This window comes from Collinsella aerofaciens ATCC 25986, from assembly GCF_964237925.1.
GTDB classification, from domain to species: Bacteria; Actinomycetota; Coriobacteriia; order Coriobacteriales; family Coriobacteriaceae; genus Collinsella; species Collinsella aerofaciens_BJ.
Genome location: NZ_CAXSKI010000006.1, coordinates 104,643 through 128,466, shown reverse-complemented (window position 1 = coordinate 128,466; position 23,824 = coordinate 104,643). Strand labels below are relative to the sequence as shown.

Genomic DNA, 23,824 nt, shown 5'->3' with positions numbered 1-23,824 from the left:
TCGTGCCGCAGCCCAAAACGCTCGGAGGGGACATTCCATGCTTAGACAGTCCAAAGCTCGCACGAAAGCGCCAGAAGGCACTTTCGGCTCGTGCGGAACTGCGCGCGGAACGCCTCCTCCGAGCGGAGTCGAACCTCGAAACCCCGGTCGAAACGCAGGCTGACGGAGCGCCGCTTTTCCGCATAAGCGACCTGACGGCGGGCTACGACAAGAAGGTCGTAGTCGAAGGCGTCGATCTGGAGGTTCGCGCGGGCGACGTCGTGGCGCTCATCGGGCCGAACGGCTCGGGCAAGTCGACCATCTTGAAAACCATCACACGCCATCTTGCACCGCTTGCCGGCGCGGTCGAGCTCGACGGGCGGGAGATTTCCCGATGGAAGACGGCGGAGTTCGCAAGGAACCTTGCCGTTATGCTGACGGATCGCCCCCGGACCGAGCTCCTCACCTGCCGCGATATCGTAGAGGCGGGAAGGCATCCCTACACCGGGCGAATGGGCACACTCTCGCCCGACGACCATAGTCGGGTCGATGAGGCCATGAAAACCGCACATGTGGAAGAGCTCGCCGAACGCGACTTCATGCAGATAAGCGATGGGCAACGCCAGCGCGTCATGCTCGCACGCGCCATCGCGCAGGATCCGCGTGTGCTCGTGCTCGACGAGCCCACGTCGTATCTCGATATCCGCTACCAGATCGACCTGCTGCGAATACTTCGCCACCTTGCGAAATCGCGGAATGTGGCTGTCATCATGTCCATCCACGAACTCGAGCTCGCGCAGAAAAGCGCCGACAAGGTGATTTGCGTGAAGGACGGCCGGGTCTTTCGCGCCGGCGCACCCGAGGACATATTCACGCGCGAGACAATTGGCGAGCTCTACGGCCTTCAGCATGGCACCTTCAACGAGCGCTTCGGCAGCGTGGAAATTGGGCGCCCACACGGTGATGCGCACACGTTCGTCATCGCCGGCGCAGGTACGGGGTCGGCTGTGTTTCGCCAGCTCATCCGGCAGGGCAAGGCGTTCTACGCGGGCGTTCTGCACGAAGGGGACATCGACTGCGAGCTCGCGCGCGACCTGGCGACGGAATGCGTGGCCGAGCGCGCCTTCGAGCCGATCGGGGATAAAACCATAGCCCGCGCCAAAGAGCTCCTCGTCCACTGTGCGCGCCTTATTGTGTGCCCCGCCGCCTTCGGCACCATAAACGCCCGCAACGCAGAGCTCGTCGAGTTCGCACGCTCGCATGGTATCGAGGTCGTGCGAGCGTGCGAAGGCGCATCGGAGGATTCCCAATTAGAGTGAGAAGGATAAACTGGACTTTATTTTAAGGATCCTCAGGCTACAGCTCCTACGCCGGCGAGGTCTACAAGGCGCCGGAGAACCTCGTGAACAAGAATTTCCACGCCGACGAGCCCAACTAGGCCTAGTCCAAGCGAGATTCCAGACTCGACAGGCCGTTGAGAGTCAGATCGTTGGCGACCTCAGAGACGCGCTCGATAGGAACCGATCCGTCAGACAGTGCCCACGTGCGATAGATGCCGATGATACCCGACAGCAAAAACGCCAGATAATAGTCGAACATCTCGTCCTTGAGACCTTGGGGCAGCAGATCGCGCTCGGCAATCTCATGTTCGAGCGGCGCACGAAGACGAGCCATGAAATCATCGAGCGGAATATTCTCGATCAGCTGACGATTGAGCACTAAGTTGTTGCACAGTGCCTCGTTAACGGTTTTAAAGAAGGTCGCCGCCGCGCCAAGAGCGCGCTCGTTGGTGTCACCGTCCATAGAAGCAAGCGTTTTCTCGACCGAGTCGACAATCATCTCCACCACATCGACGGCAATGGCATCGAGCAGGCCGTCAACCGTACCAAAGTGTACGTAAAAGGTCTTGCGGTCGACATTGGCCTCGCGCGCGATGGCACTCACCGTAATGTCTGCCAGCGGCTTTTCCATGAGCAGGCGCTCGAAAGCAGAAAGGATGGCATTGCGGCTGCGAACGATGCGGCGGTCAAGACGCGGTTTGCTGGTTGCCATGGGCGTGTCCCTTCGATATGCGAGCATTCATCAACAGATGAGAGATAATCTACGTAAGAGGATTATCCCCCATACGGCACAAATATGCCCCGCGTCATGAAGAACGCACGACTGCCCTACTGCGACTTAGGATGCTTCTTCTTATTAAGTGCCGACGGAGATACGCGAATACCATCGCCTGTCTGGCGCACATAGGCTTTATGAGCCGGCTTAGCGGTCCCAGAAGCCTTCTGAGCGTGCTTCCTGGGATCAACGGTAACAGCATTCGTGGGGTGCGGCTTAGTGGGCGCAGAGGGCGTCTGAGGCGTGCGGCCGAGCTTGCGCATCACACGATCCCAGCGCGCATGGATGCTCTCGTTGTGGGCGCTCTTAAGTCCCAGCAGAGGCGCAGCCAAAATGGTAGGGGCAATAAACGTAATGAGACGCCACAGCAGATAGCCGGCGGTCGAGGCCGAACCGAAGAAATGACCCAAGAACAATGCAAAGCCGCCCTCAGCGCCACCAGTTCCACCGGGCAAGGGAACCGCAGAGCTTAACAGCTGGACAAAGGCGCTCGCGGCCATGACCGAGAAAAAGTCGACCTCGTGGTGGCCAAAGGCAAGCATCAGGAAATACGGAACCAGATAGAAAAACGCGAGCTGCAGCATGGTGATAAACACGGTGAGCAGCATGGAAGAAAAATGTCCGGCCGAAAGCTTGAACTTCTCGGAGAAGGAGTAGATTTCGCCATCGACAAACGTGCGCCAACTCTCGATCTTAGTGGCCGAGACACCAATGCGCTCGAGCCAATTGATGATGCAATGGGCGACGCGCGTGACGGTCTTAGGCATGAGAGCGACGGCGAAGATGCCAAGCAAGATGCAGCAGTGTCCACCAAAGCTAAAGACGCACAGCAGCGTCATATCGCCATAGCGCTCGGCAAAAAACGGCATGCGAGCAAGCAGTAGGATAGCGCCCCAGGCAACGAGGCCAAACTGATACACGATAAAGCGCGTGAACTGCGTGGCTCCGGCCTCGCCGACATTTTGGCCCGCTTTGGTCAGGCGGTAGATCTGAGCAGGAGTCGAGCCCATCATCATAGGGGTGAGGTTGCCAAAGAAGATGCCACTCGCCTCGACCGAGATCAGGTCGCGAATGCCGACGGGTGAATTGGGGTCGAGCCAGACAGCGATCGCATAGGCCACAATGCCAAAGAACAGATACATGAACATGCAGAGACACGCGACAACGAGCCATGACGCCTGGACGCTCGACATAGCGGCCCAGAACTGCCCCATCTGCCCGGTTACCACCAGATAGACGATATAACCCACCAGCACGACGCCGATAAAGATGGCGCCGCGGCGTGCGCTCTTATTGTCATCTCCGCCCGAGGTCTCAACCTCGACCTGGGGCTTAGACGTATGCTGAGAGGACTCCGTCATAAGACTCCTTCTAACAGTCAAAATATCTTGGATATTGTACCCGCAAGGACCATAGACAGAACGCAAAGCTCTGGTTCAAACGGGAATTGCAGACGCTTGTTTGAAAATAAAAAACCCGGCCTTCCATGGGAAGGCCGGGTATCAGATGCGTGGTAGCCCGTACCAGATTCGAACTGGTGATCTCCGCCTTGAGAGGGCGGCGTCCTAAACCGCTAGACGAACGGGCCAAATGACATCTGCACTGCCGTGCTGCGAGGAAATATATTACGGGACAAAAAACATCAGCGCAAGAAGAAATTCCAAATTGCCGAAAAATTGTCGGCAGGTTATGGAACACGCAGGTAAACTAGGTAGCTAATTCAAGTTAAGATGGACCAAAAGAGCTTCGCGCTCGTTGGGAATGTTGTCTTCGATCACGGCGTCGAGGGCGGAGTTGAGAAGCTGACCCAGTTCCGGCCCGGGCTTGACTCCGGCACGGATCAGGTCGCCGCCGTTGATGGCGAGCATCTTGAGCGTATAGGGCTCCCCTGCCTTCAGCAGCTCGTGCGCCAGCGCGCGCATCTCCTCAATCGTCTCAACATAATAGAAGCACGACGGGGCCTTGCCAAGTGTGTCGGCACGCTTAAGGTCCATGAGCTCGTCAATCAGGCGGGCCGTGTCGACGCCCTCACCCGAAAGCGCGCGCATCATATTGAGCAGGCAGGAGCGCTCGGGGCGCAGCGGCTTGTCATGGTATTTGATGAGCAGGCACACGTCGCGCACCAAGTCGTGCGAGAGGGCCAGGCGATCCATAATGACGCGCGCCTTCTTGGCGCCGAGCTCGGGATGACCGTAGAAGTGTCCGCTGCCGGCGTGATCGACCGTGAAGCACTCGGGCTTGGACACATCGTGCAAAAACGCCGCCCACATAAGGCTCGACGAGGGCGCGACGCCGTCACACAGCGCGAGCTCCCCCGCCACCGTCAGCACACGGGCGATATGCACGTAGACGTTAAACGCATGATAGACACTGCGCTGATCAAACCCGCGACCCGCTGCCAACTCGGGCACGGCGGCGCAGATGAGCTCGGGATAGCGGAGCATCGCGTCTCCCCCATGACCGGTCGAAAGAATGCCCTCGAGCTCAATACCCACACGCTCACGCGCCACGGCATCGAGCAGCGACGCGCACTCGGCAAGCGCACGCTTGGTCTCGGGCTCAATCATAAAGTCCAGACGGCAGGCAAAGCGCACCGCACGCAGCATGCGCAGGGCGTCCTCGTTAAAGCGACGCCTGGGATCGCCGACAGTGCGAATCAGCTTGCGCTCCAAGTCACCCTGGCCGTCGTAGCGGTCGACAAGCCCGCGCTCGGGATGCCAGGCCATGGCGTTGACGGTAAAGTCGCGGCGCGCCAAATCGTCCTCGAGCGAGGCAGCACGCTCCACACTCTGGGGATGGCGACCATCGGTGTAAAAGCCATCCAGACGGTACGTAGTGACCTCGATACGCTCGCCATCGGAAATAGCCGTGATTCCGCCAAATTTAATACCCGACTCCACAACCGCAATATCAGCGGCCTCGAGCGCCACCTTGGACTCCTGCCACAGGCCGCTACAGCACATATCAACATCGTGGCTGGGGCATCCCATCAGGGCGTCGCGCACCCAACCGCCAACGTACCAAGCCTCAAGACCGGCTGCCTCGAGCGCGCGCAGGACACGGATGGAGGCATCGGACGGTTGCGTACCGTTGAGCGAAACATTGCACATACCTGTGGCCTCCTGAGACTATCAAATTGGCTATCGATTGCGTCTGCAAGAAGTCTAGCAAGAAACAGCCTCCACTGCACACGCAAGTCCGATAAACAAAAACGCATCCGTCCTAGTCTAAGACGGATGCGAAATAATCAAACTATTCAGACAAGGTGCCGGAACTAGCAGACCTGGCGAACCTCGATGTGCTTCTTATATTCGTCCACCTTGGCAAAATCGCCCAGACCGGGGCACTCGACCACGTTGGCGCCGGTAGCCATCGAAAGGCGCAGGGCATCCTCGACGCGCTCGGGAGCGTCGTGCCACACGGACAGGAAGGCAGCGAGCGAGGAATCGCCGGCGCACACCGTCGACAGCAGCTTGACGTCGAAGGTGCGGTTGGCAAACCAGATGTGCTCACCGTTAGAGAAATACGCGCCGTCGCCACCGAGGGTCAGCAGCACGTTCTTGGCGCCCTTGGCGTGCAGCTCGGCCATCGCGCCCTTGACGGACTCGTCGTCGCCACCGCTCACCTTAATGCCAAAGATGTCGAGCAGCTCGTCGTCATTGGGCTTGATCAGCAGCGGCTCCATGGCAATGAGGTCTGCCAGCTGATGGCTCGAGATGTCGAGGACGAACTCGGCTCCCTTGGCCTTGACGCGGCGCAGGACCTCGGCCAAGAAGCCCTCGGAAGTGTTGGGAGGCAGCGAGCCACTAATGACCAGGCAGGTCATGTCATCGAGCGAATCGATAAGCTCAAACATCTCCTGCTCGTTGGCCTCGTTGATGGCGGCACCGGCGTTGACCATGTTGTACTCGGTGTCGGGGCCGGCATTGAGGAACACGTTGACGCGCGTGATGCCGTCGGTCCACACGGGCTTGACGGGCACGCCCAGGGCCTCGGCGCCCTTAACGATAAACTCGCCCGAGAAGCCGGCGAAGAAACCCAGGATCGTGGTGTCGACACCATAGTGGTCAAGCGTAAACGAGACGTTGAGGCCTTTGCCGTTGGGCGTGTAGACGGCATTGCGGGTACGCGTGACGGTATTGGCAGTAAGGCCGTCGCAGGCGATGTTGTAGTCAATGGCGGGATTTGCAGTGAGCGTGTAAATCATGAATGTTCCTTTCACGAACCAACGTGTTAATGAAAGTATATTCCACGCATCGGTAAAAGGCTAGGACAACTCGGCGAACGGTGTGGAAGCGATGAAGTACGGCATAACATCTCTCCCCCATGACGGAACAAAAAAAGGCGCCCCGGCCGAAACCGGGGCGCCGCATGTGCACGAATATGTCGCGTTTCGATTACTGACGATCGAGCTTGCGGACAGCAACGCGCTTGCTGTACTCGTCGACGTGACCAAAGTCGCCAATGCCGACGGACTCGGCAACGTTGGCGCCGGTGGCCATAGCGAGCTTCATGGCCTCCTCGACGTTGTCGCGATCCCTGTACCACTTGTGCAGGAACGCAGCGAGGGTGCAGTCGCCGGCGCAGACGGAAGAGACCAGCTTGATGTTGAACTCACGCTTGGCGTACCAGATGTCCTCGCCGTTGGAGAAGTAAGCGTCGCCGCGGCTACCACGGGTGAGCAGCACGTTCTGAACGCCGGCGTCGTGAGCCATCTTCATGGCAACGCGGACCTCGTCGTCGGTGTCGACCGGCACGCCGAAGATGGCCTTCATCTCGTGATGGTTCGGCTTGATGAGCAGCGGCTTCTTGTGAGCGAGCTCCTTGAGCTTGTCGGAGGACAGGTCCAAGACGACATCGGCGCCACGAGCCTGAGCGTGCTCCATGACCTTAGCCAGGAAGTCAGGCGTAGCTTTGGGAGGCACGGAGCCGGAAACGATCAGGCACTCGAGATCGCCCGCGGTGTCCAGGATGTTGTAGAGCTCCTCCTGGTGCTGCGGCGTGATCGGAGCACCCGGGTTCAGGATGCCGTACTCGTGCTGGCCATCATTGACGTAGGTGTTAATGCGCGTGATACCGTCGGTCCAGACCGGGCGGCAAAGGCAACCAAGGTTCATGACCTCCTCGACGATGAACTTGCCCGTGAAGCCGGCGAAGAAGCCGAGCGCGACGGTGTCGACGCCCATCTTCTTAAAGGCGAAGGACACGTCGAGGCCCTTGCCGTTAGCCGTGTAGCTGGCCGAACCGGTGCGGACGTTCTCGTCGGGCTCGAGCGGAGAGCTCGAAACCGTCATGTCGACAGCCGGGTTAGCGGTTAGCGTGTAGAACATTTACAGTACCCCCTGTATATGTGAGGGCCGCGTGGCCGGCCCATTCCAACCACGCAGTTACCTCTGATACCAAATTAGCGAGCTGCGGACTCGAGCAGTGCCTTGACCTCGGCGGCGGTGTTGCAGGCGAGCGCCTTCTCGGCGAGCTCGTCGCACTCGGCCTTGGTCCACTGGCTGATGGTCTTACGAGCGCGCAGGATCGAGGGAGCACTCATCGAGAACTCCTCCAGGCCCCAGCTGATCAGCAGCGGCTCGAGCAGCGGATCGGCAGCGGCCTCGCCGCACATACCGACCATGATGCCGGCCTTCACGCCGCTCTCGATGATGTTCTTGAGCGAGCGGAGCACGGCGGGATAGTAAACCTGGTACAGGTTGGAGATGGTGTCGTTGCCACGGTCGGCGCACATGGTGTAGCCGATCAGGTCGTTGGTGCCGATGGAGAAGAAGTCGGCGACCTCGGCAAGACGGTCTGCGAGCAGCGAAGCGGCAGGCGTCTCAACCATGATGCCGACCTCGATGTTCTCGTTGAACTTGCGACCCTCTTCAGTCAGCTCGGCCTTGCACTGCTCGACAAGCTCCTTGACAGCCAAGACCTCCTCGACGCAAGTGACGAGCGGGATCATGATCTTTACGTCACCGAAGGCGCTAGCGCGCAGCAGAGCGCGGAGCTGGACCTTGTACTGGTCGGGATTGGCCAGGCAGTAACGCACGGCGCGGAAGCCCATGAAGGGGTTATCTTCCTTGACCATGTGCAGATACGGAATCTCCTTGTCGCCACCCACATCGAGCGTGCGGATGATGACCGGAGCGCCCTTGAGCGCGCTGGCGACCTTACGGTAGGCGTTGAACTGCTCCTCCTCGGAAGGAAGCTCGGCAGAGTCCATGAACAGGAACTCGGAGCGGAACAGACCGATGGCCTCGGCGTCGTGATCGAGCGCGTTGGGCACGTCATCGGGGTTACCGATGTTGCAGGCGATGATCTTCTTGATGCCATCGGCAGTCACGGACGGCTTGCCACGGAAGACCTCGAGGGCTGCCTTCTCGGCAGCGAAGGCCTCGGCCTTGGCGGTGTAGGCAGCAAGCGTCTCCTCGTCGGGATCGGCCTCGACGATACCCTTGCCGCCGTCGACGACAACGGTCATACCGTTGCGCAGCGCGGTGCAGCTGTTGGAAACCGAAAGGACAGCCGGGATCTCGAGGGCACGCGCGATGATCGCGGAGTGCGACGTGCGGCCACCGGTCTCGGTGACGATACCGGCAACGTGAGCCTTATCGATCGTGGCGGTCATGGACGGCGTGAGGTCATGCACGACAACGACGGTGTTCTCGGGCAGGACGGAGAGGTCGACGACCTCCTTGCCCAGCAGCTCGGCCAGAATACCGGTGCGGATGTCGGCGATGTCGGCCGCGCGCAGACGGAACATCTCGTCGTCCATGGACAGGAACATGTTCTCGAACATGGTCGAGGTGTCCATGAGCGCCTGCTCGGCGCAGGTACCGCCGTCAATGGCGGCGTTGATGGCGTCGGTCATGCCCGGGTCCTGAGCCAGGACAATGTGTCCGCTCATGATCTCGGCCTCGGCCTCGCCCACCGTCTCCTTCATGTGGTCGGCCTGAGCCTGGGTCTTCTCGCAGAAGACCGAAAGAGCGGACTGATAGCGCTCCTTCTCTGCTGCCGAATCGGCAACCTCGTGCGGCTCAAACGTCAAGTCGGGATCGACGGCGACCATGACGGTGCCGATACCGATGCCCTCGGAAGCGTTGACTCCCTGATACATTCCCATTCCTCTCTCCGTGTCATGTGATAAAGCGTTTTGCCATATCCATGACAAAAGAGCGCAGCTACCTTACAACAGGTCACTGCGCCCCCAAATATGAACTTAGTTGTTCAACATGCGACCCGTTTGAGTTCTACTCGCCAAGACCGCTCTTGATGAGCTCGATGGCAGCAGCCAGAGCCTCGGCCTCGTCAGCGCCGTCGCACTTGACCTCGACCTCGGTACCGCAGGGGATACCAGCAGCCATGAGGGCCATCGGGGACTTGCCGTTGACCTCCTTCTCGGGGGTGACGACCGTCACGTCACAGGCGTACTTGCCCATGGTGGAGGCGAACAGACCAGCCGGACGCATGTGCAGACCCTGAGGATTAACGAGGGTAGCCTTCTCAGAAACCATAATTGACTCCTTTTTTGTGTTTAACCCCTGTCGTGCGTGCGGCAGGAGTCAGATTCACGACGTTGTTTATATTAACTCACATCAAACGGTTTTTCATTGTGTTTCGGACGAATTATTGGACGGATGTCGTTCCTGCACGCTCGCCTGCCGGGCGGGGCGGTTAAGTTTGCTGCTCTACAGTCCTGCGCAAGACGGAAAGCACATTAAGTGCTTTCCTTTGCGTGCGGAACTCGCGACAAACTTAACCGCCCCGCCCGGCAGGCGAGCTGCGGAAACTCGGTCGGTCCAAAGTAATATCGTGCGAACGGAATTCTGGCTGGATCTCTGATCGTATGGGAGATCTGGTTGATGCGGTTATCTATGCCCGTCTGCGGACTGAGGAGTGTCCCTGGGTGCCGGCAGGATAGGAACGTCCTTAAGTGCCAAGTTGGAAAGAAAAAGGCGGAGGCCCGGGAGTGGGTCTCCGCCTGATATACAGGGGGCGATGTTATTCGCGAGCGCCGGGATTAGACCAGACGAGCGTTGATCGTCTTGGCGATCTTGGCGGCGTCGGTGGAACCCTTGACGGTGGCACGGAAGCCCTCGTCCATGAGCGCCTCGGCGACCTTGGACAGGATCTTGAGGTGCGTAGTGCCGGCCTGTGCACCGGGGATGAGCAGGGCGATAGCCACGTTGACGGGAGCGCCGTCCATGGTGTCCCAACCGGTCACGCCGGACTCGTCCTTGACGACGATAACAGCAGCCTCGGTAATGGCGTCGGACTTGGCATGCGGGATGGCGAAGCCCTCCATCATGCCCGTGGTGCCCTCGGCCTCGCGGGCCAGGAAGGCGTTCAACACGGCGTCGGCGTCGCTGGCGATACCGGCCTTGACAGCCTGGTTGGAAACGAAGCTCAGAGCCTCGTCACGAGAAGCGAAGTCCTCGGCAACAAAGACATTCTCGACCTTAACGAAGTCGGCAGCCTCGGCCTTGGGGGCCTCGACGGCAACGGCCTTGGGAGCCTCAACCGGCTTGGCTGCAGGAGCGGCCTTCTGGTTCTTCTCGAAGTCGTACTTCTTAAAGGCCACGAACAGGATGCCACCGACCACAGCGCCGATGAGGATCGCGAGAACCCACAGCGGACCGTTCTCGACAACGGGCAGGACCAGGAAGCCACCGTGAGGCGCCGGATCGTGAACGTTGAACATAATGGTCAGGATCGAAGCGATAGAAGAACCGAGCATCATGATGGGCATGACGGGCCAGATGTTCTTGGTCATGAACGGAATGGCGCCCTCGGTGATGTGGGTGCAACCAAGGATGAGGTTGACGACACCGGCGTCATGGTCCTCCTGGCTGAAGTACTTCTTGCCGACAACGACGGCGAAGGTGGTGATCAGCGGCGGAACGATGCAGGCGGCGGAAACGGCAGCCATGAAGTTGGTGCCGAAGTTGTAGGTATCGGTGCCAACACCGGCGGCCAGAGCCTCGGTGAGCATAGCGGTACCGGTGACATAAGCAGCCTTGTTGACCGGGCCACCCATGTCAAAGGCGCACATGCAGCCGATAGCAAGACCCAGGACAACGGCGCCAGAGGCGGACAGGCCCTTGAGGAAGTCCATCATGGCGGTGTTGATGGCAGCCATGGGGCCGGAAATGCCGAGCATGACCAGGCCGACGATAGCCGTCGAGAACAGCGGGTACAGGAAGATAGCCTTGAGGCCGTCCAGGTTCTTGGGCAGACCGGCAAAGACCTTCTCGAGCAGCAGGATGACATAACCGGCAAGGAAGCCGCCGACGATGCCGCCCAGGAAGCCGAAGCCCACGCCGGCGCCACCGGCGTCGATCATGCCGGTCTCGGCGTTAACAGGCAGGCCCTGGATGGCGATCATACCGGCAACGAAGCCGGGGACGAGCGCCGGGCGCTTGCCGATGGATTCGGCGATGTAGGCGGAAAGCACCGGAACCATAAGGTTCATGGCGATGCCGCCGATGATCTTGAGCATCGCAGCAAAGCTGTTGTAGTCAGACGCCGTCGAATCGAAGGACGTAATGCCCCACAGGAACGAGACAGCGGTCAGAACACCACCAGCAACAACGAAGACCAGCATGTGGCTGACGCCGTTCATGAGGTGCTTGTAGATGATGTGGCCGATGGACTCCTTCTCCTCGACCTCATCCTCGATATCGGCAGCAGCTGCAACCGTGTCGTCACCCTTGGCGGCGAGCGCGCGGTCAATCAGCTTACCGGCGGCCTCAACGGACAGGGCCTTGGAAACACCAACGGAAACCATGGGCTTGCCGGCGAAACGCTCAGCCTGGACATCCTTGTCGGCTGCGACGACGACGGCCTTGGCACCAGCGATCTCACTCTTGGTGAGCTCGTTCTCGACACCGACCTGGCCATGAGTCTCAACCTTAATGGTCAGACCGCGCTCGGCAGCTGCCTTCTCCAGCGCCTCCTTAGCCATGAAGGTGTGCGCAATGCCGGTCGGGCAACCGGTCGCGGCGATGATGTCAAACTTAGCCATGTGTCCCTCCTTCTTGAGTACAGCGCCCGCGGGCGCTCCCCTACACGCGCTTCGATGCGCGTTTTTCCACAACTGAAAGATACCAACCTACCGTCCGCGTGAGAAGAGACAAGGTGCAATTCTCCGGTGAAAGGTTCTTTCATAACCGTAAACGGTAGGTGAAAGTTTACCATCAACACTTGAAACGGCAAGGTGTATCTTGTAATTGAAAATCCCCCTATACTATGGCATTACAAAACGAGTCCGATTTTCATGCCAACCAGGAGCCATCCATGACCGATAGTAGCAAGAGCGCACTTTCCCTCATTAGCACCCATCAGGGATACAGCGAGTCCGAGCAGCGCATTGTCGACTATATATTGGAGCACCAGTCCGAGGCGCCACGCCTCACGGCCGCTCAGCTCTCGCGCGCCGCTGCCACGTCCGAGGCGACCGTTTCGCGCTTCTGCCGCAAGCTTGGGTTTGGCAGCTTCCGCAGCTTTCAGTTTTCGTTGGCGAGGGATTTGGAAAGCCAGCGCAACGAGGGCCTGACCGACGAGGTCTCGCTCGACAATATGGAGCAGAGCCTCAAGAACATCCTGGCTGCCAAGGTGAGCGAGCTTAATGCAACCATCGACGGTATCGACCACGATACGCTGGCGGCTGTTGTGCATGCCCTTAAGCATGCAGGGATTATTGAGTTTGCGGCTGTGGGCAATACGAACGCGGTCGCGCTCGATGCGACGTTTAAGTTTTCGCAGCTGGGCCTGCGCTGCATGGCGAGCACCATTAGCGAGACATCAATCGGCTTTGCGCTCACGTTGCGCCCGGGTGACGTCATCGTGCTAATCTCAAACTCCGGCAAATCGCGCCGACTGAATCGCATGGCAAAAGCGGCTCGCGACTGCGGCGCAACCGTAGTCGTTATCAGCAGCGACAGCAAATCCCCGCTCGCGCGCCTGGCAGACTACACGTTTAATACCGTCAACCACGAAGCGCTGCTGACGACGGGAGACTTTGCGTTCTCCAAGATCAGCGCCACGATGATCATCGAAGTCATCTACAACTTCCTGCTGCCCGAGATTGAAGACGCTCGCGAGCATATCAGCTACTACGAGGAGCTCATCCAGCCGGATAAGGTTGTGGAGTAAAACGCGTAGTGGGACATAAATATCAGTCTATTTGTCCCACCAACACCGCTGATACGATCTAACCTCGAGCTTCTTCCAGCATCTGCTTTGCGTGGGCCAAGCTTGCCTCGGACTGATCGCCACTCAACATGCGGGCGATCTCGGCGGTACGCGCTTCGCCGGTTACCTCGTCCAAATGCGTCTGGGGAACATCGCCCGGTTCCTTGCTGACGACATAATGCTTGTCAGCCATGACGGCAACCTGCGCCAAGTGGGTTACGACAATCACCTGATGCGTAGCGGCGAGATCTGCCAGCACGCCCGCAAGTGCACGCGCCGTGGAGCCACCGACACCAGCATCGACCTCGTCAAACACCAGTGTATCGACACCGTCCGCGTTACCGAGGACAACCTTGCTCGCCAGCATGACGCGGCTTAGCTCACCGCCCGACGCAATTCGACGCAAGGGGCGCGGCGTCAAACCGGCACCGCTGCGGTATAGCAGCTCGTAGCTCGAAGGACCAACGGGCGTCCACTCAGCACGGGGAAGATCACGCGACTCCCAAACGAGCTCGGCACTACCCATCTCCAGGCGAGCCATCTGGCGGCCGACCTCGTGGCAGAAGCGCGGGGCCGCCGTATTGCGAGCGCGCTTAAGTGCCTTGGCAGCGGCAAACAACTCGCGCTCGGCGCTCCCGAGTGCCTCACGCGCCTTTTTGATCTGTTCATCGCCATCATCGACCAAGGACAGCAGTTCTTGCGAGCGATCGCGCATGGCAAAAACATCGTCCATGGTGGGACCCCACTGACGCAACAGACCCTTGAGGTCGGAATACCGCTCACGCATGCGAGCGAGCTCGCGCGGGTCGAAGGCGACGGCATCGCGATAGGTACGAAGCTCGTTCGCGCAATCCTCAAGGGAGATACAGGCATCCGAAAGTGCATCGGCAATGTCGCCCAGTTTGCGATCGACGGTAGCCATTCGGGAAAGCTCTGCCACAGCACTGTTCACGGCATCGAGCGCTCCCCCTTCAGAGGCAAGCGATGCATGGGCATCGTTAGCGGTGGCAACCAGTACCTCGGCATGTTCGGAGCGCGGCAGCAGTTCCTCGAGTTCCTCATACTCGCCCGGCTTAGGGTCGACCTCGCCGATGCGCTCGAGGGCAAAGCGCGCCTCCTCGACGCGGCTCCCCTGCGCACGCGAGGCCTCTTCGACGCGACGGACCTCCTTAGCGGCCGCGCGCGAGGCTTTAAAGCAAGCACGGTAGTGCTCGAGCGCCTCGAGCGCAGAGCGCCCCGCCCACGCATCGACCATCGCAACGTGATGCGCCGGATCGAGCAAGCGCTGGTGCTCGTGCTGGCCGCACAGATCCATCATCACGCCAACGCGCTCCGAAAGCTCGCGCACGCTGGCGATGCGGCCGTCAATCTTCACGCGGCTGCGGCCCTCGGCAGAAAGACTGCGCTGCACGGTGAACCCTTCCGTGTCGTGCGGCCCGTCGAAGAGTCGTGCCTCGACGCTCGCGAGCGCCTCGCCCTCGCGCACCGTCGACGAATCCGCGCGCTCGCCCAAAATAAGCTTAAGAGCCGAGAGCAGCGCGGTCTTGCCAGCGCCGGTCTCGCCGGTCAGGACAGTCAGGCCGGCACTCGGCACCAACGTCGCCTCGCGAATGAGTGCAATGTTAGAAACCTGCAGCTCATCGATCATGACGGACTCCGTAGAAAACGCGACTCACCGAGTTATAGAAGCTCTCGGGGCCGTAATCGAGGAGCAGCACATCTCCGGGCCCGCGGCGCACGGCCACGCTGTCAACGGTACCATCGCAGGTAATAAACTGTCCATCGATAGCGATCGCCGGAACACTCGGACGGTCATCAGACATAAAGATCTCGACGACATCACTCGGCGAAGTCAAGAAGGCACGGGCCTGAATGGTGTGCGGCGCAATGGGTACGCAGACCATGCCCGTATAGTCGGGGCTCACGATGGGGCCACCGGCACTGAGTGCGTAACCCGTAGAACCAGTCGCCGTGGACACGACCACGCCGTCGCCACGCAGACGGTCGATATGATGGCCGGACACCGTGATGTCGAACTCGACCATATCGGACAGGGGGCCGCGCGTAAGCGCCATGTCGTTGAGGGCGAAGGTGCGCACGACATCCTTCGTACCATCTTCGCGCACGGACACGATATCCGCGGCGATGGTAGCGCGACGGCTCACATGCAGCTCGCCGGACAGGGCGTCGCTCACGACCTTCAGAATGTCGCGCTCCTCGGGACTCGCAGCAGTTAAAAAACCCAGGTGACCATAGGAAAGACCGAGGATAGGAATCTCACGATGGTTGAGGATGCGGGCAGCGCGCAGCAACGTGCCGTCGCCGCCGAGCGTAATGACCAGATCGGAGCCGTCAATATCAGGCGTGCTCTGAATCTTGGATCGCTGGTCGGCAGCCCATGCGACCTCATAGCCCTGGCGAGTCAGCCAAAGCTCGAGCATCAGGCCGCTCTCGACCGCCTCTTGCTTGTAGTAATTGGGAACCAGAAAGACCTTCATAGCGTTGCAGCTTTCTCGCTCATAACCGATACCTGGGATTGCAGCTCGTCTTGCGAGCGATCGCCGGGGTCAAATCTCGTGCCGTACAGGAAAAACTCAACGTTGCCCTTGGCACCATGAATGGGCGACACGCACACATCGACCGGGAACAGGCCCTTGGCGGCAAAGAGTTCAACCGCCGCCACGAGTGTATCGCGGCGCACGGCGTGATCGGTCACAATGCCGCCCTCGCCCACCAGCGCCGCCGGAGCCTCAAACTGCGGCTTTACGAGCGTGCAGAATGCTCCCGTAGGAGCCAGGCACGCCAGTACCGCATCGATAATGTTCGCGATGCTGGTAAACGAGACATCACACACAGCCAGGTCGATGACGCCGGCATAGCCAAGCTCAGGCAGCTGCGTCACGTTTGTGCGCTCATGCAGCGTCACGCGATCGTCCTGACGCAACGACCAATCGAACTGGGCGCGACCCACGTCCACCGAGACAACGGTCGCAGCTCCGCGCTTGAGCAGACAATCGGTAAAGCCGCCGGTAGAGCAGCCCACATCCAGACAGGCAAGGCCCGTCGGATTGATGCCAAACGCATCAAGCGCGCCTTCGAGCTTAAGACCGCCGCGGCCAACATAGGGAATGCGCCCCTTCACGTGCAGCGGAAGGCCCGGGATTACCTTAAGGCCCGGCGAAGTCAAGCGCTCGCCGCCACTCGAGACCAAGCCGGCCATAAGAGTGCGAAGGGCATCCGCGCGATCAGCGCAGATGCCCTGTGAAATCAGTTCGTCATCAAGACGCACACGTTTCATGAATGCCATCAACCATTCGTATCCGGAGATGCGGCCTAGCTATCCTGGGATTCGTTTGCCGCATCCTCATCGTATTCCTGCTCGAGCTTGTCGGCCTCACGCGGCGTCAGCTCAAACTTATCGACCATGTCGACCGCACGGGAGCCCAGCTCAATCGCCTCGTCAAACAGATCGAGCGAACGCTCCAAGGACGTATCCTTTGAGCGAACGGTAGCGATGATCTGGTCCAAGCGGTCCGAGATCTCGTCGAAGTTGCGGACGGAACCCTCTGGCATGACTACTCCTCGACGGAGTCGGCCTCGACGGCCTCAGCAGCGTCCGCATCCTCGGCAAGTACACCGGCGGCAGCCTGAGCGGCAGCGACCTTGGCGGCCGCCTCGGCAGCCTGCGCCTCCTCGCGAGCGCGATCCTCGGCCATCAGCTCCTGGTACAGGTCCTCGCCCGGCAGCTCCTCGCTGCGAGCGATCTTGCCCAGCACGCCGTTGACGAACGACGCGGACTGGTCGGTGCCATAGGCCTTGGCAAGCTCGACAGCCTCGTTGATCACGATGGCGTCCGAAACCTCCTCGTCGGTGAGGAAACGCATCTCGTAAACGGCGATACGCAGCAGATTACGGTCGGCGCCGGGCATGCGCATAAGATCCCAGTTCTTGGCGACGGAGCGCAGAGCGCAGTCGATGCGGTCGATATGCTCGTAGGCACCGCGGCACAGCTCCAACGCATAGGGGTCGAGGGGACCCTTCGAGATCAGGAAATCACCCTCGAGGACGCGCTCGAGCGGGCTGTCCGTGGCCTCGGCCTGGAACAGCAGCTGCAGCGCCTGACTGCGGGCAAGCGTACGCCCGCGATAAACCTTAAGACTCAAAGGTTACTCCTTGGGGAAAACGAGGCCGTCGATGCAAACGTCAACGCGCTCGACCTCGACGCCAACCTGGGCATCGATGGCGGCGACCACGGCGGCGCGAACGGCCTCGGCGAGTTTCTTGAACGGATAGCCAAAGAACACCACGACACGCACGGTGAGTGCGAGCTTGTCGCCGACGACCTCGGCCTCGACCGCCGGCTCGGAAGCAGGGGCCTTGGACGAGAGCATCATGGAGACAAGGTTGGTGGCAAGGTCCTTGACGCCAACGGAGGCGATGCCCTCGACATCCGACACGGCGCGCGAGACGATGGCGGTCAGAACATCGGGCGAAATGCCGATGCCGTCAATCTTGATTTCCTGGGGCATGAGTCCTCCTAGAAGAGTTGGTTGCTAGACGCGGGAGACGAACTTGCCGTCGCGGGTGTCAACCTTGATGACCTCGCCCTCGTTGAGGTACATGGGGACCTGGATGACAGCGCCGGTGTCAATCGTGGCCGGCTTGGTGGAACCCTGGACGGTGTCGCCCTTAAAGCCCGGGTCGGTCTGGACGATGGTGGTCTCGATGAACATCGGCGGGGTCACGCCCATGAGTTCATCGTCGGCGAAGAGCAGCTGGCAAATGTCGTTCTCGCGCAGCCACTTGGAGTTCTCGCCCACCATGTCCTCGGGAACGGGAACCTGCTCATAGGTCTCGTTGTCCATGAAGATGTAGTCGGCGCCATCGTTGTAGAGGTACTGGAACTCACGGGTGGTGAGCATGACGCTCTCGAACTTGGTGCCGGCGTTGCAGGTGTTCTCGACGACACGGCCGCTCTTGATGTCGCGGGTCTTGTAGCGCACAAACGCGCCGCCCTTGCCCGGCTTGACATGCTGGAACTCGACGATGGTGTAGACCTTGTCCTTGATGCGGAGACCGAGGCCGTTCTTGAAGTCGGCGGTAGAAATGGTAGGCATAGCGACCTTTCTTGTTATGGGCAGAACGCACAAGCGTCCAAATTACATACGACCGAAATTATACACTTGCTGACGGCGCCTGCAGCGAGCGCATAAAAAGAGAACGCGGGGCGTCCGAATCGATCCGGACGCCCCGCCCCAAAAATCTATCGAAATGGGCTAGCAATCGATGACGTGCAGGTCGTGCGGGGTCTTGGTGAAGGGCTCGTAGCCGTTCTCGGTGACCACGCCGTAGTCCTCAAGGCGCACGCCGCCCACGCCGGGCAGGTAGACGCCGGGCTCCATGGTGACAACCGAGCCGATCTCGATGGTGTTCTTGCTGCGGTTGAAGTTGGGCAGCTCGTGGATGTCGATACCGACGCCGTGGCCCAGACCATGGTTGTAGTAATCACCATAGCCGGCATCGCCGATGATCTTCTTGGAAAGCTTGAAGATGTCGTTACCCTCAACGCCCGGATGGATGGCGGCGACGCACTCCTCGTGCGTGCGGCGCACGAGTGCGTACAGGTCGAGCTGCTCCTGGGTGGGCTCGCCAATCACGACAGTGCGCGTCATGTCGGAGCGGTAATCACAGTAGCCCGCGCCGTAATCCATGAGGACAAAGTCGCCCTTCTCGATCACGCGGTCGCTCGGCACGGCATGCGGGTTGGCGGTGTTGGGACCGCTCGCTACGATGGAGCCGAAGGCAAGGCTGTCAGCGCCATTGGCGAACATAAAGTTCTCGAGCTCGTTGCGAACTTGCTTCTCGGTCATACCGGGCTTAATAAAGCCGAGCATGTGCTGGAAGGCGGCGTCAGTGATCGACTGTGCATGGCGCATGAGCTCGATCTCCTCGGCATCCTTGATGGCGCGCATCTTGCGGATGTCGTCATGCATCAGTGGCAGCATGCAGGCAACGGAGCGGTCCTCCAGGCCGCGCTGAATACCCTGGTAGAAGTTGATCTGCATGTCGTCCTCGACAGCGCAGACGCGGCACTTGTTGGCCGCGATTTTGCCGGCGACCCAACCGGGGATGGTGCCCTCGTCCATGTCGTAGACCCAGGGGCTGCCGGCGGGCGTGTTCTCCTCAAAGCTGTTGAGGTAGCGCGAGTCGGTATGGAACAGGCACTGGTCGGCCGTAATAAACGCAGCGTGCGGGAACTCGAAGGTGTAGTCGAATACGCCCTTCACGCCCGTAAGCCAACGAAGGTTGGCCTCGTCGCGCACCACGATGGCATCGTAGCCACGCTCGGCCATCAGGGCACGGACACGCTCGATACGACCGGCAGGACCGGCAGCAAACTCAGACATGCAGATTCCTTTCTTGTTGTCTCTATATAGACGGGACGGGTCTCAACCGAACGACGGAATCGCATGCGATCCGCAACCGATTGAAAACCCGCCCCTCAACATGATACGAAAGACGATGGATGTCAATAAATCTTAGAGAAGTTCTTTGCGAGAAGCCAAGTAGGCGTGAGCATGGCGCTCAAGAACCTCGTCCTCAACGCTCGTTAGGCGAATGGCACCGAGTGCTGCGGGCAGCGGCAGCATGCTGCGATTCGAGCGAGCGAACTGCTGCTTGCGGAACTCCTCGATAAACGCGGTGGGCTCCAGGTCGAAGGCAAGCTCCTCGATACCAAAGTCCTCAAGGCAGTCATCGACCTCAAAGACGTAATCGATATCGAAGTCGCAGGCATCATGTGCTAGGCGCACCTCAAAGCGCATGCCCTCGGACAACAGCTGGTAGGCAGGAACCTGCGAAGCGGCATCGCCCAAGCAGGCGCGCAGGGTACGCTCCCCCGTCTTGCCAAAATCGAGCGCATGGCGGGCGCTCGGGTTCGTGGCCATCAGTACGTCCTTGCAGGCAGTTTGAGACCATTGAACGGCATTAACGAGCGCGACCTCCTCACCCGCAAGAATCTCGGGGACGGTCTCAGTAAACTGATTCCAGCGGGACTTACTGCTCGAAAGCATGGTACCAACAAGTACCACATAGCCGAGCTTGAGGTCCTCGGGGTCCGCCTCGCGAACAAGGTTGAGGTCACACACGACCAAGCCCGGCTCGGGACGGAACGCGATAGCGGGAAGCGCATACGCCGACGAGGCGACGAGCGGCTTCATGGTCGTCGCGACCGTGAGCATGGCGTCGAACGTCGTCGGCAGCAGCGCGCACTCCGTTCGGCCACACCACTGGTTGGCACACCAGCTAACAACCGAGCAGGTTGCGGCATCGCCAACGGCGACAACCAGATCGTCGCAGGTAACGCCGTTGGCAGACAGGGCGCCAAAGATCGCATCGGCATCGGCCAGCGTGGCACCAGCAGGCGAAACCTCAAGGACGAGCAGCGACACGGCAAAACCGGCGTCGACCAGCGCATGCTCGACGACCTCGCCAAAACGCTCGGATATAGCGTCGTTCCAAACCACCATCGCGCGCTTAGGCTTGCCCACGGCCGAGGCAAACATGCGCGAAAGCTCATCGAACGCGCCCAATCCGACACGGACATCGACGCTGCGGTTTTGGAAATTGATCAGTTGACGGCGAATCATAGCAGCCCACGCTCCAAAAGCATCTCGGCACAAAGGTAGGAAACGTCCTCGAAGGACTTGTTGCGAATATCAAGGGTAAGGTTGGCGGCCTGGCGATACAGCGGACGGCGATGCTCAAACAGGCGCGCAGCATGCTCGGGCGAACGGAAATCGGGGCGCGTGTCGGACCGACGAATCTGTCGAATCGAATCCTCGAAGTCGCCCTCGAGGTACACGCACGTACCCATTTCGTGCATCAGTTCAATATTCACCGGCGTTTCGACGATACCGCCCCCGCACGAAACCAACAGGCTGCGCTCGCTTTGGAGCGAACGGAGCGCCGAGGTCTCGAGCTCGCGAAAACAATCCTCGCCCTCGGTCTCAAAAATCTCGGTTACCGACTTACCGCAACGGCGCACGACCAGGCGGTCGGTATCGATAAAACGCCGCTTGAACATGGTGCCGACGTTGCGCGCGAGCGTCGATTTGCCCGCGCCCAAAAAGCCGATAAAGAAGATATGGTCGCAGCCGTGTTTGATGTGCTGAGACATGGCGAAACCTATTCCTCGCAGGGAAGGTCGCGCAGGGCCCGGCGCTCAAAGATACGGAAGATCTGCGTATACCACAGGTCCTGCGTCGCCTGCGGCTTTACCAGTATGGTATCGACGCCGGCGAAATTGCCGCTCCACACGTCAGTGTAGAGCTGATCACCGATCAGCACCGCCTCGTCGGCCGTGGCGCCGAGGCGCTTAAGACCCGCCTTGAGGGCAAACGGCGCCGGCTTCATGGCGTGGCTGATGGCCTCGAGTCCCAGCTCGCGTGCAGAGCTCATGACCTGGTCGCGATGCCAGTTGTTGGACACCATGCACAGCTTAAAACCTTTGGCGCGGGCGGCGTCGAGCCAAGCAGAAACCGCGGCGGGAACCTGCTCGGTGTCGCGCGGCACCAGGGTGTTATCGCGATCGAGCAGAATGGCGCGTTTGCCATCGGCCCACAGGGTATCAAGGTCGATGCGATCGACCGAGGCAACGTATCGTTTGGGGCTAAAAATCCTCATGCTAATTCCAAGACTGTTGATGCTCTTCGTAGGTTTGCGAGAAGTACTCCTCGTCCTGCGTAATGTAGAAATACAGGTCCTCGGAGTCGGTCGGCTCAAGCGTGGCCTTGAGTGCCTCGAGCGACGGAGAGCAGATGGGCGTGGGCGGCAGACCCTCGTGTTTATAGGTGTTATACGGACTATCGCTCTGCAGGTCGTCGGCGGTAACCTCGCCACCGGTGACATACATCATGGTCGCATCGCTGTTGAGATAGCGCAGACCGTCGAGTTTGCCGGCAAGGCGGTTGTAGAAGACCGAGGCCACGTGCGCACGTTGATCGGCGTTGAGGCCCTCGCGCTCAACGATGGAGGCCAAGTTGACGATGTCGTAGTCGGACATCTCCACACCGTAGCGTTCCTTGATCTTGGCTTCGCAGCTCGCAAAGTCAAGCGACTTGTACTCGGTCTTAAACTGATCGAGCATAGCGCGAATCACGCCATCGGCCGTCGGCGAATCACCCAACGAATAGGTCTTGGGGAACAAGAAACCCTCGAGCGAGTCGTTGGCGGCACCCTTAAGGAAGCTATAGTCGTCCACGTAGTTGGAGGCCTTGGCCTGGTTGAGGAAGTCTTCCTTAGAGATGCTGTCGTAGGCCTGGGCCACACGGTCGGCGACTTGATCGACCGTCAGGCCCTCAGGGATAGTCAGCGTATTGGAGCCCGCGTTGGGGCCTTCCATGAGCTGCTGAACAACCTTGGTCGCATCCATGAGTGTGGTGAACGAATAATCACCAGGCTTGAGCGACATATCGGCGTTGAGCTTTTTCACCGCCGCATAGTAATCCTTGGGATTTTCTACGATATGGTTCTCGGAGAGAATCGAAGCGATGCTGTCACCCGAGGCATCATCGGGAATCGTGATAGTAACCTGCTGGCCTGCAACGACTTTCGCACCCTCACCGCCAAAGAAGCCCTTGACGGCTGGCACGACAAAGAAAACGATCGCGGCAAGCGCGAGCACCGCCAACACAACGCCGATGATCATGGGAACCGGAGAACTCTTCTTTTGAGCACCGCGACGAGCATGCGTGTTGTAGCTCGAGCGGGTCGCCGGAGCAACGCCATGCGAACCACGAGCGTGATGCGAATGTGATTGGGGGGCCTGCGTTCGCTGGGTAGGTGCCTGCTGCTTAAAGCGGGTGCCGCCTGCAGGCTGGGCCGTACGAGCAGTGGGCTGCTGAGCCGCGTGAGAAGCCGAATGCTGAACCGAACGAGCAGAAGGCTGCTGACCCGTCCGTTGAACAGGTTGGGCCGAACGAGAGAAGGACTGCGCCGGGCGCGCGGCAGGCTGAGCTGCGCGCTGCGTCGGCTGTGCCGGACGCTGGCCAGGCTGGGCAGGGCGCGACGCCGGCTGCTGTGTACGATTCGGCTGGCGCGGATCGGAAGCACTAGGCATGCGAAACCTCCTCGTTTTTACGATCGAGCCACGTCTGCAAAAACAGGCTGGCGGCAATCATGTCGATCTTGCCCCTCATCTGCTTTTCGTTGAGTCCCTGCTCGCGCAGGATACGCTTGGCCTCTTGCGAGGACAGACGCTCGTCCTCAAACTCCAACGGAAGATCGAGCTCGTCGGCAATCTTTTGCGCCACAGCGGCAACGCGCTCGGCCTGAGGGCCGGGCTCACCGGCCATGGTCAGGGGACGTCCGCTTACCAGGATGTCGGGCTCATAGTCCTCAACCAGGTAGCGGAACGTCTTGGCCATACCGGTGACCTCGGCAGCCGGAAGCACCTTGACAGGCATCGCCATCTTGCCATCACGGCTCGAGACGGCGATGCCAATCCTGGTCTCCCCTATGTCCAGCGCGAGCGCAACCACAGCGA

General features: G+C 60.0%; 23 protein-coding genes and 1 tRNA gene. 2 read left to right on the top strand and 22 right to left on the bottom strand.

The genetic code is table 11. The features are described 5' to 3' along the window. Positions 1-2 precede the first annotated feature (2 nt). Positions 3-1,298, top strand: a complete 1,296-nt coding sequence (locus tag ACESWY_RS04495; protein WP_373093670.1) for an ABC transporter ATP-binding protein — start codon at positions 3-5, stop codon at positions 1,296-1,298. Between the two features lie 121 nt (positions 1,299-1,419). Here the strand turns inward: ACESWY_RS04495 and ACESWY_RS04490 are convergent, their stop codons facing one another. The 9 genes from ACESWY_RS04490 to ACESWY_RS04450 all read right to left on the bottom strand — a co-directional run bounded on the left by ACESWY_RS04490 (position 1,420) and on the right by ACESWY_RS04450 (position 12,109). Further along, positions 1,420-2,031: a TetR/AcrR family transcriptional regulator gene (locus ACESWY_RS04490; protein WP_157757975.1), complete on the bottom strand. Its 612-nt coding sequence runs from the start codon at positions 2,029-2,031 to the stop codon at positions 1,420-1,422. 116 nt (positions 2,032-2,147) lie between these two features. Beyond that, the gene (locus ACESWY_RS04485) at positions 2,148-3,455 is read right to left on the bottom strand and encodes a lysylphosphatidylglycerol synthase transmembrane domain-containing protein (RefSeq protein WP_373093672.1); all 1,308 of its coding nucleotides are present in this window, start codon (positions 3,453-3,455) and stop codon (positions 2,148-2,150) included. Between the two features lie 150 nt (positions 3,456-3,605). Further along, positions 3,606-3,682 (bottom strand) — tRNA-Glu (locus ACESWY_RS04480). A 127-nt stretch (positions 3,683-3,809) separates the two neighbouring features. Further along, a complete protein-coding gene (locus tag ACESWY_RS04475) occupies positions 3,810-5,204 on the bottom strand; it encodes a CCA tRNA nucleotidyltransferase (RefSeq protein WP_373093138.1) in 1,395 nt (464 codons plus the stop codon). 164 nt (positions 5,205-5,368) lie between these two features. Continuing rightward, the gene (locus ACESWY_RS04470; protein WP_347486479.1) at positions 5,369-6,301 is read right to left on the bottom strand and encodes a 1-phosphofructokinase family hexose kinase; all 933 of its coding nucleotides are present in this window, start codon (positions 6,299-6,301) and stop codon (positions 5,369-5,371) included. Between the two features lie 190 nt (positions 6,302-6,491). After that, positions 6,492-7,424, bottom strand: coding sequence for a 1-phosphofructokinase family hexose kinase (locus ACESWY_RS04465; RefSeq protein WP_055309489.1), 933 nt, complete (start codon positions 7,422-7,424; stop codon positions 6,492-6,494). A gap of 74 nt (positions 7,425-7,498) precedes the next feature. Next, on the bottom strand, positions 7,499-9,202 hold the full coding sequence (gene ptsP / locus ACESWY_RS04460; RefSeq protein ID WP_373093191.1) for a phosphoenolpyruvate--protein phosphotransferase: 1,704 nt from the start codon (positions 9,200-9,202) through the stop codon (positions 7,499-7,501). 133 nt (positions 9,203-9,335) lie between these two features. Then, positions 9,336-9,599, bottom strand: coding sequence for an HPr family phosphocarrier protein (locus ACESWY_RS04455; RefSeq protein WP_022094575.1), 264 nt, complete (start codon positions 9,597-9,599; stop codon positions 9,336-9,338). Positions 9,600-10,105: 506 nt separating this feature from the next. Further along, entirely contained in the window at positions 10,106-12,109 is a 2,004-nt protein-coding gene (locus tag ACESWY_RS04450) for a fructose-specific PTS transporter subunit EIIC (protein ID WP_373093139.1), read from the bottom strand. Positions 12,110-12,381: 272 nt separating this feature from the next. Here ACESWY_RS04450 and ACESWY_RS04445 point away from each other — a divergent pair, with 272 nt between their 5' ends. Then, on the top strand, positions 12,382-13,239 hold the full coding sequence (locus tag ACESWY_RS04445) for a MurR/RpiR family transcriptional regulator (RefSeq protein WP_373093140.1): 858 nt from the start codon (positions 12,382-12,384) through the stop codon (positions 13,237-13,239). 58 nt (positions 13,240-13,297) lie between these two features. On the opposite strand, the gene ACESWY_RS04440 is transcribed toward ACESWY_RS04445, so the two are convergent. The 13 genes from ACESWY_RS04440 to ruvX form a co-directional block, all read right to left on the bottom strand. Beyond that, positions 13,298-14,926: a DNA repair protein RecN gene (locus tag ACESWY_RS04440; RefSeq protein ID WP_373093141.1), complete on the bottom strand. Its 1,629-nt coding sequence runs from the start codon at positions 14,924-14,926 to the stop codon at positions 13,298-13,300. Beyond that, the gene (locus ACESWY_RS04435) at positions 14,916-15,776 is read right to left on the bottom strand and encodes an NAD(+)/NADH kinase (protein WP_373093142.1); all 861 of its coding nucleotides are present in this window, start codon (positions 15,774-15,776) and stop codon (positions 14,916-14,918) included. The genes ACESWY_RS04440 and ACESWY_RS04435 overlap by 11 nt, the downstream gene beginning before the upstream one ends. After that, positions 15,773-16,576, bottom strand: a complete 804-nt coding sequence (locus ACESWY_RS04430; RefSeq protein ID WP_373093192.1) for a TlyA family RNA methyltransferase — start codon at positions 16,574-16,576, stop codon at positions 15,773-15,775. Before ACESWY_RS04430 ends, ACESWY_RS04435 begins: the two co-directional genes overlap by 4 nt. A gap of 35 nt (positions 16,577-16,611) precedes the next feature. Further along, a complete protein-coding gene (locus tag ACESWY_RS04425) occupies positions 16,612-16,851 on the bottom strand; it encodes an exodeoxyribonuclease VII small subunit (RefSeq protein WP_006233978.1) in 240 nt (79 codons plus the stop codon). Positions 16,852-16,853: 2 nt separating this feature from the next. Then, positions 16,854-17,441, bottom strand: coding sequence for a transcription antitermination factor NusB (gene nusB, locus ACESWY_RS04420; protein ID WP_373093143.1), 588 nt, complete (start codon positions 17,439-17,441; stop codon positions 16,854-16,856). Positions 17,442-17,444: 3 nt separating this feature from the next. Beyond that, a complete protein-coding gene (locus ACESWY_RS04415; protein WP_006233982.1) occupies positions 17,445-17,807 on the bottom strand; it encodes an Asp23/Gls24 family envelope stress response protein in 363 nt (120 codons plus the stop codon). A gap of 24 nt (positions 17,808-17,831) precedes the next feature. Next, complete coding sequence (efp, locus tag ACESWY_RS04410) at positions 17,832-18,395, bottom strand: elongation factor P (RefSeq protein WP_117806186.1); 564 nt, start codon at positions 18,393-18,395, stop codon at positions 17,832-17,834. Between the two features lie 159 nt (positions 18,396-18,554). Next, a complete protein-coding gene (locus ACESWY_RS04405; RefSeq protein ID WP_373093144.1) occupies positions 18,555-19,685 on the bottom strand; it encodes a M24 family metallopeptidase in 1,131 nt (376 codons plus the stop codon). A 132-nt stretch (positions 19,686-19,817) separates the two neighbouring features. Further along, positions 19,818-20,927 (bottom strand): hypothetical protein, encoded by a 1,110-nt coding sequence (locus ACESWY_RS04400; RefSeq protein WP_373093145.1) that lies wholly within the window; start codon positions 20,925-20,927, stop codon positions 19,818-19,820. Then, positions 20,924-21,457 carry a shikimate kinase gene (locus tag ACESWY_RS04395; RefSeq protein WP_373093146.1) on the bottom strand — a complete coding sequence of 178 codons (534 nt, stop codon included), beginning with the start codon at positions 21,455-21,457 and terminating at the stop codon, positions 20,924-20,926. The genes ACESWY_RS04400 and ACESWY_RS04395 overlap by 4 nt, the downstream gene beginning before the upstream one ends. A gap of 8 nt (positions 21,458-21,465) precedes the next feature. Beyond that, positions 21,466-21,963 carry a YqeG family HAD IIIA-type phosphatase gene (locus ACESWY_RS04390; protein ID WP_117646451.1) on the bottom strand — a complete coding sequence of 166 codons (498 nt, stop codon included), beginning with the start codon at positions 21,961-21,963 and terminating at the stop codon, positions 21,466-21,468. Position 21,964: 1 nt separating this feature from the next. Next, positions 21,965-23,398 (bottom strand): endolytic transglycosylase MltG, encoded by a 1,434-nt coding sequence (gene mltG, locus ACESWY_RS04385; protein WP_373093147.1) that lies wholly within the window; start codon positions 23,396-23,398, stop codon positions 21,965-21,967. Then, positions 23,391-23,819: a Holliday junction resolvase RuvX gene (ruvX, locus tag ACESWY_RS04380; RefSeq protein ID WP_035138185.1), complete on the bottom strand. Its 429-nt coding sequence runs from the start codon at positions 23,817-23,819 to the stop codon at positions 23,391-23,393. Before ruvX ends, mltG begins: the two co-directional genes overlap by 8 nt. Positions 23,820-23,824 lie beyond the last annotated feature (5 nt).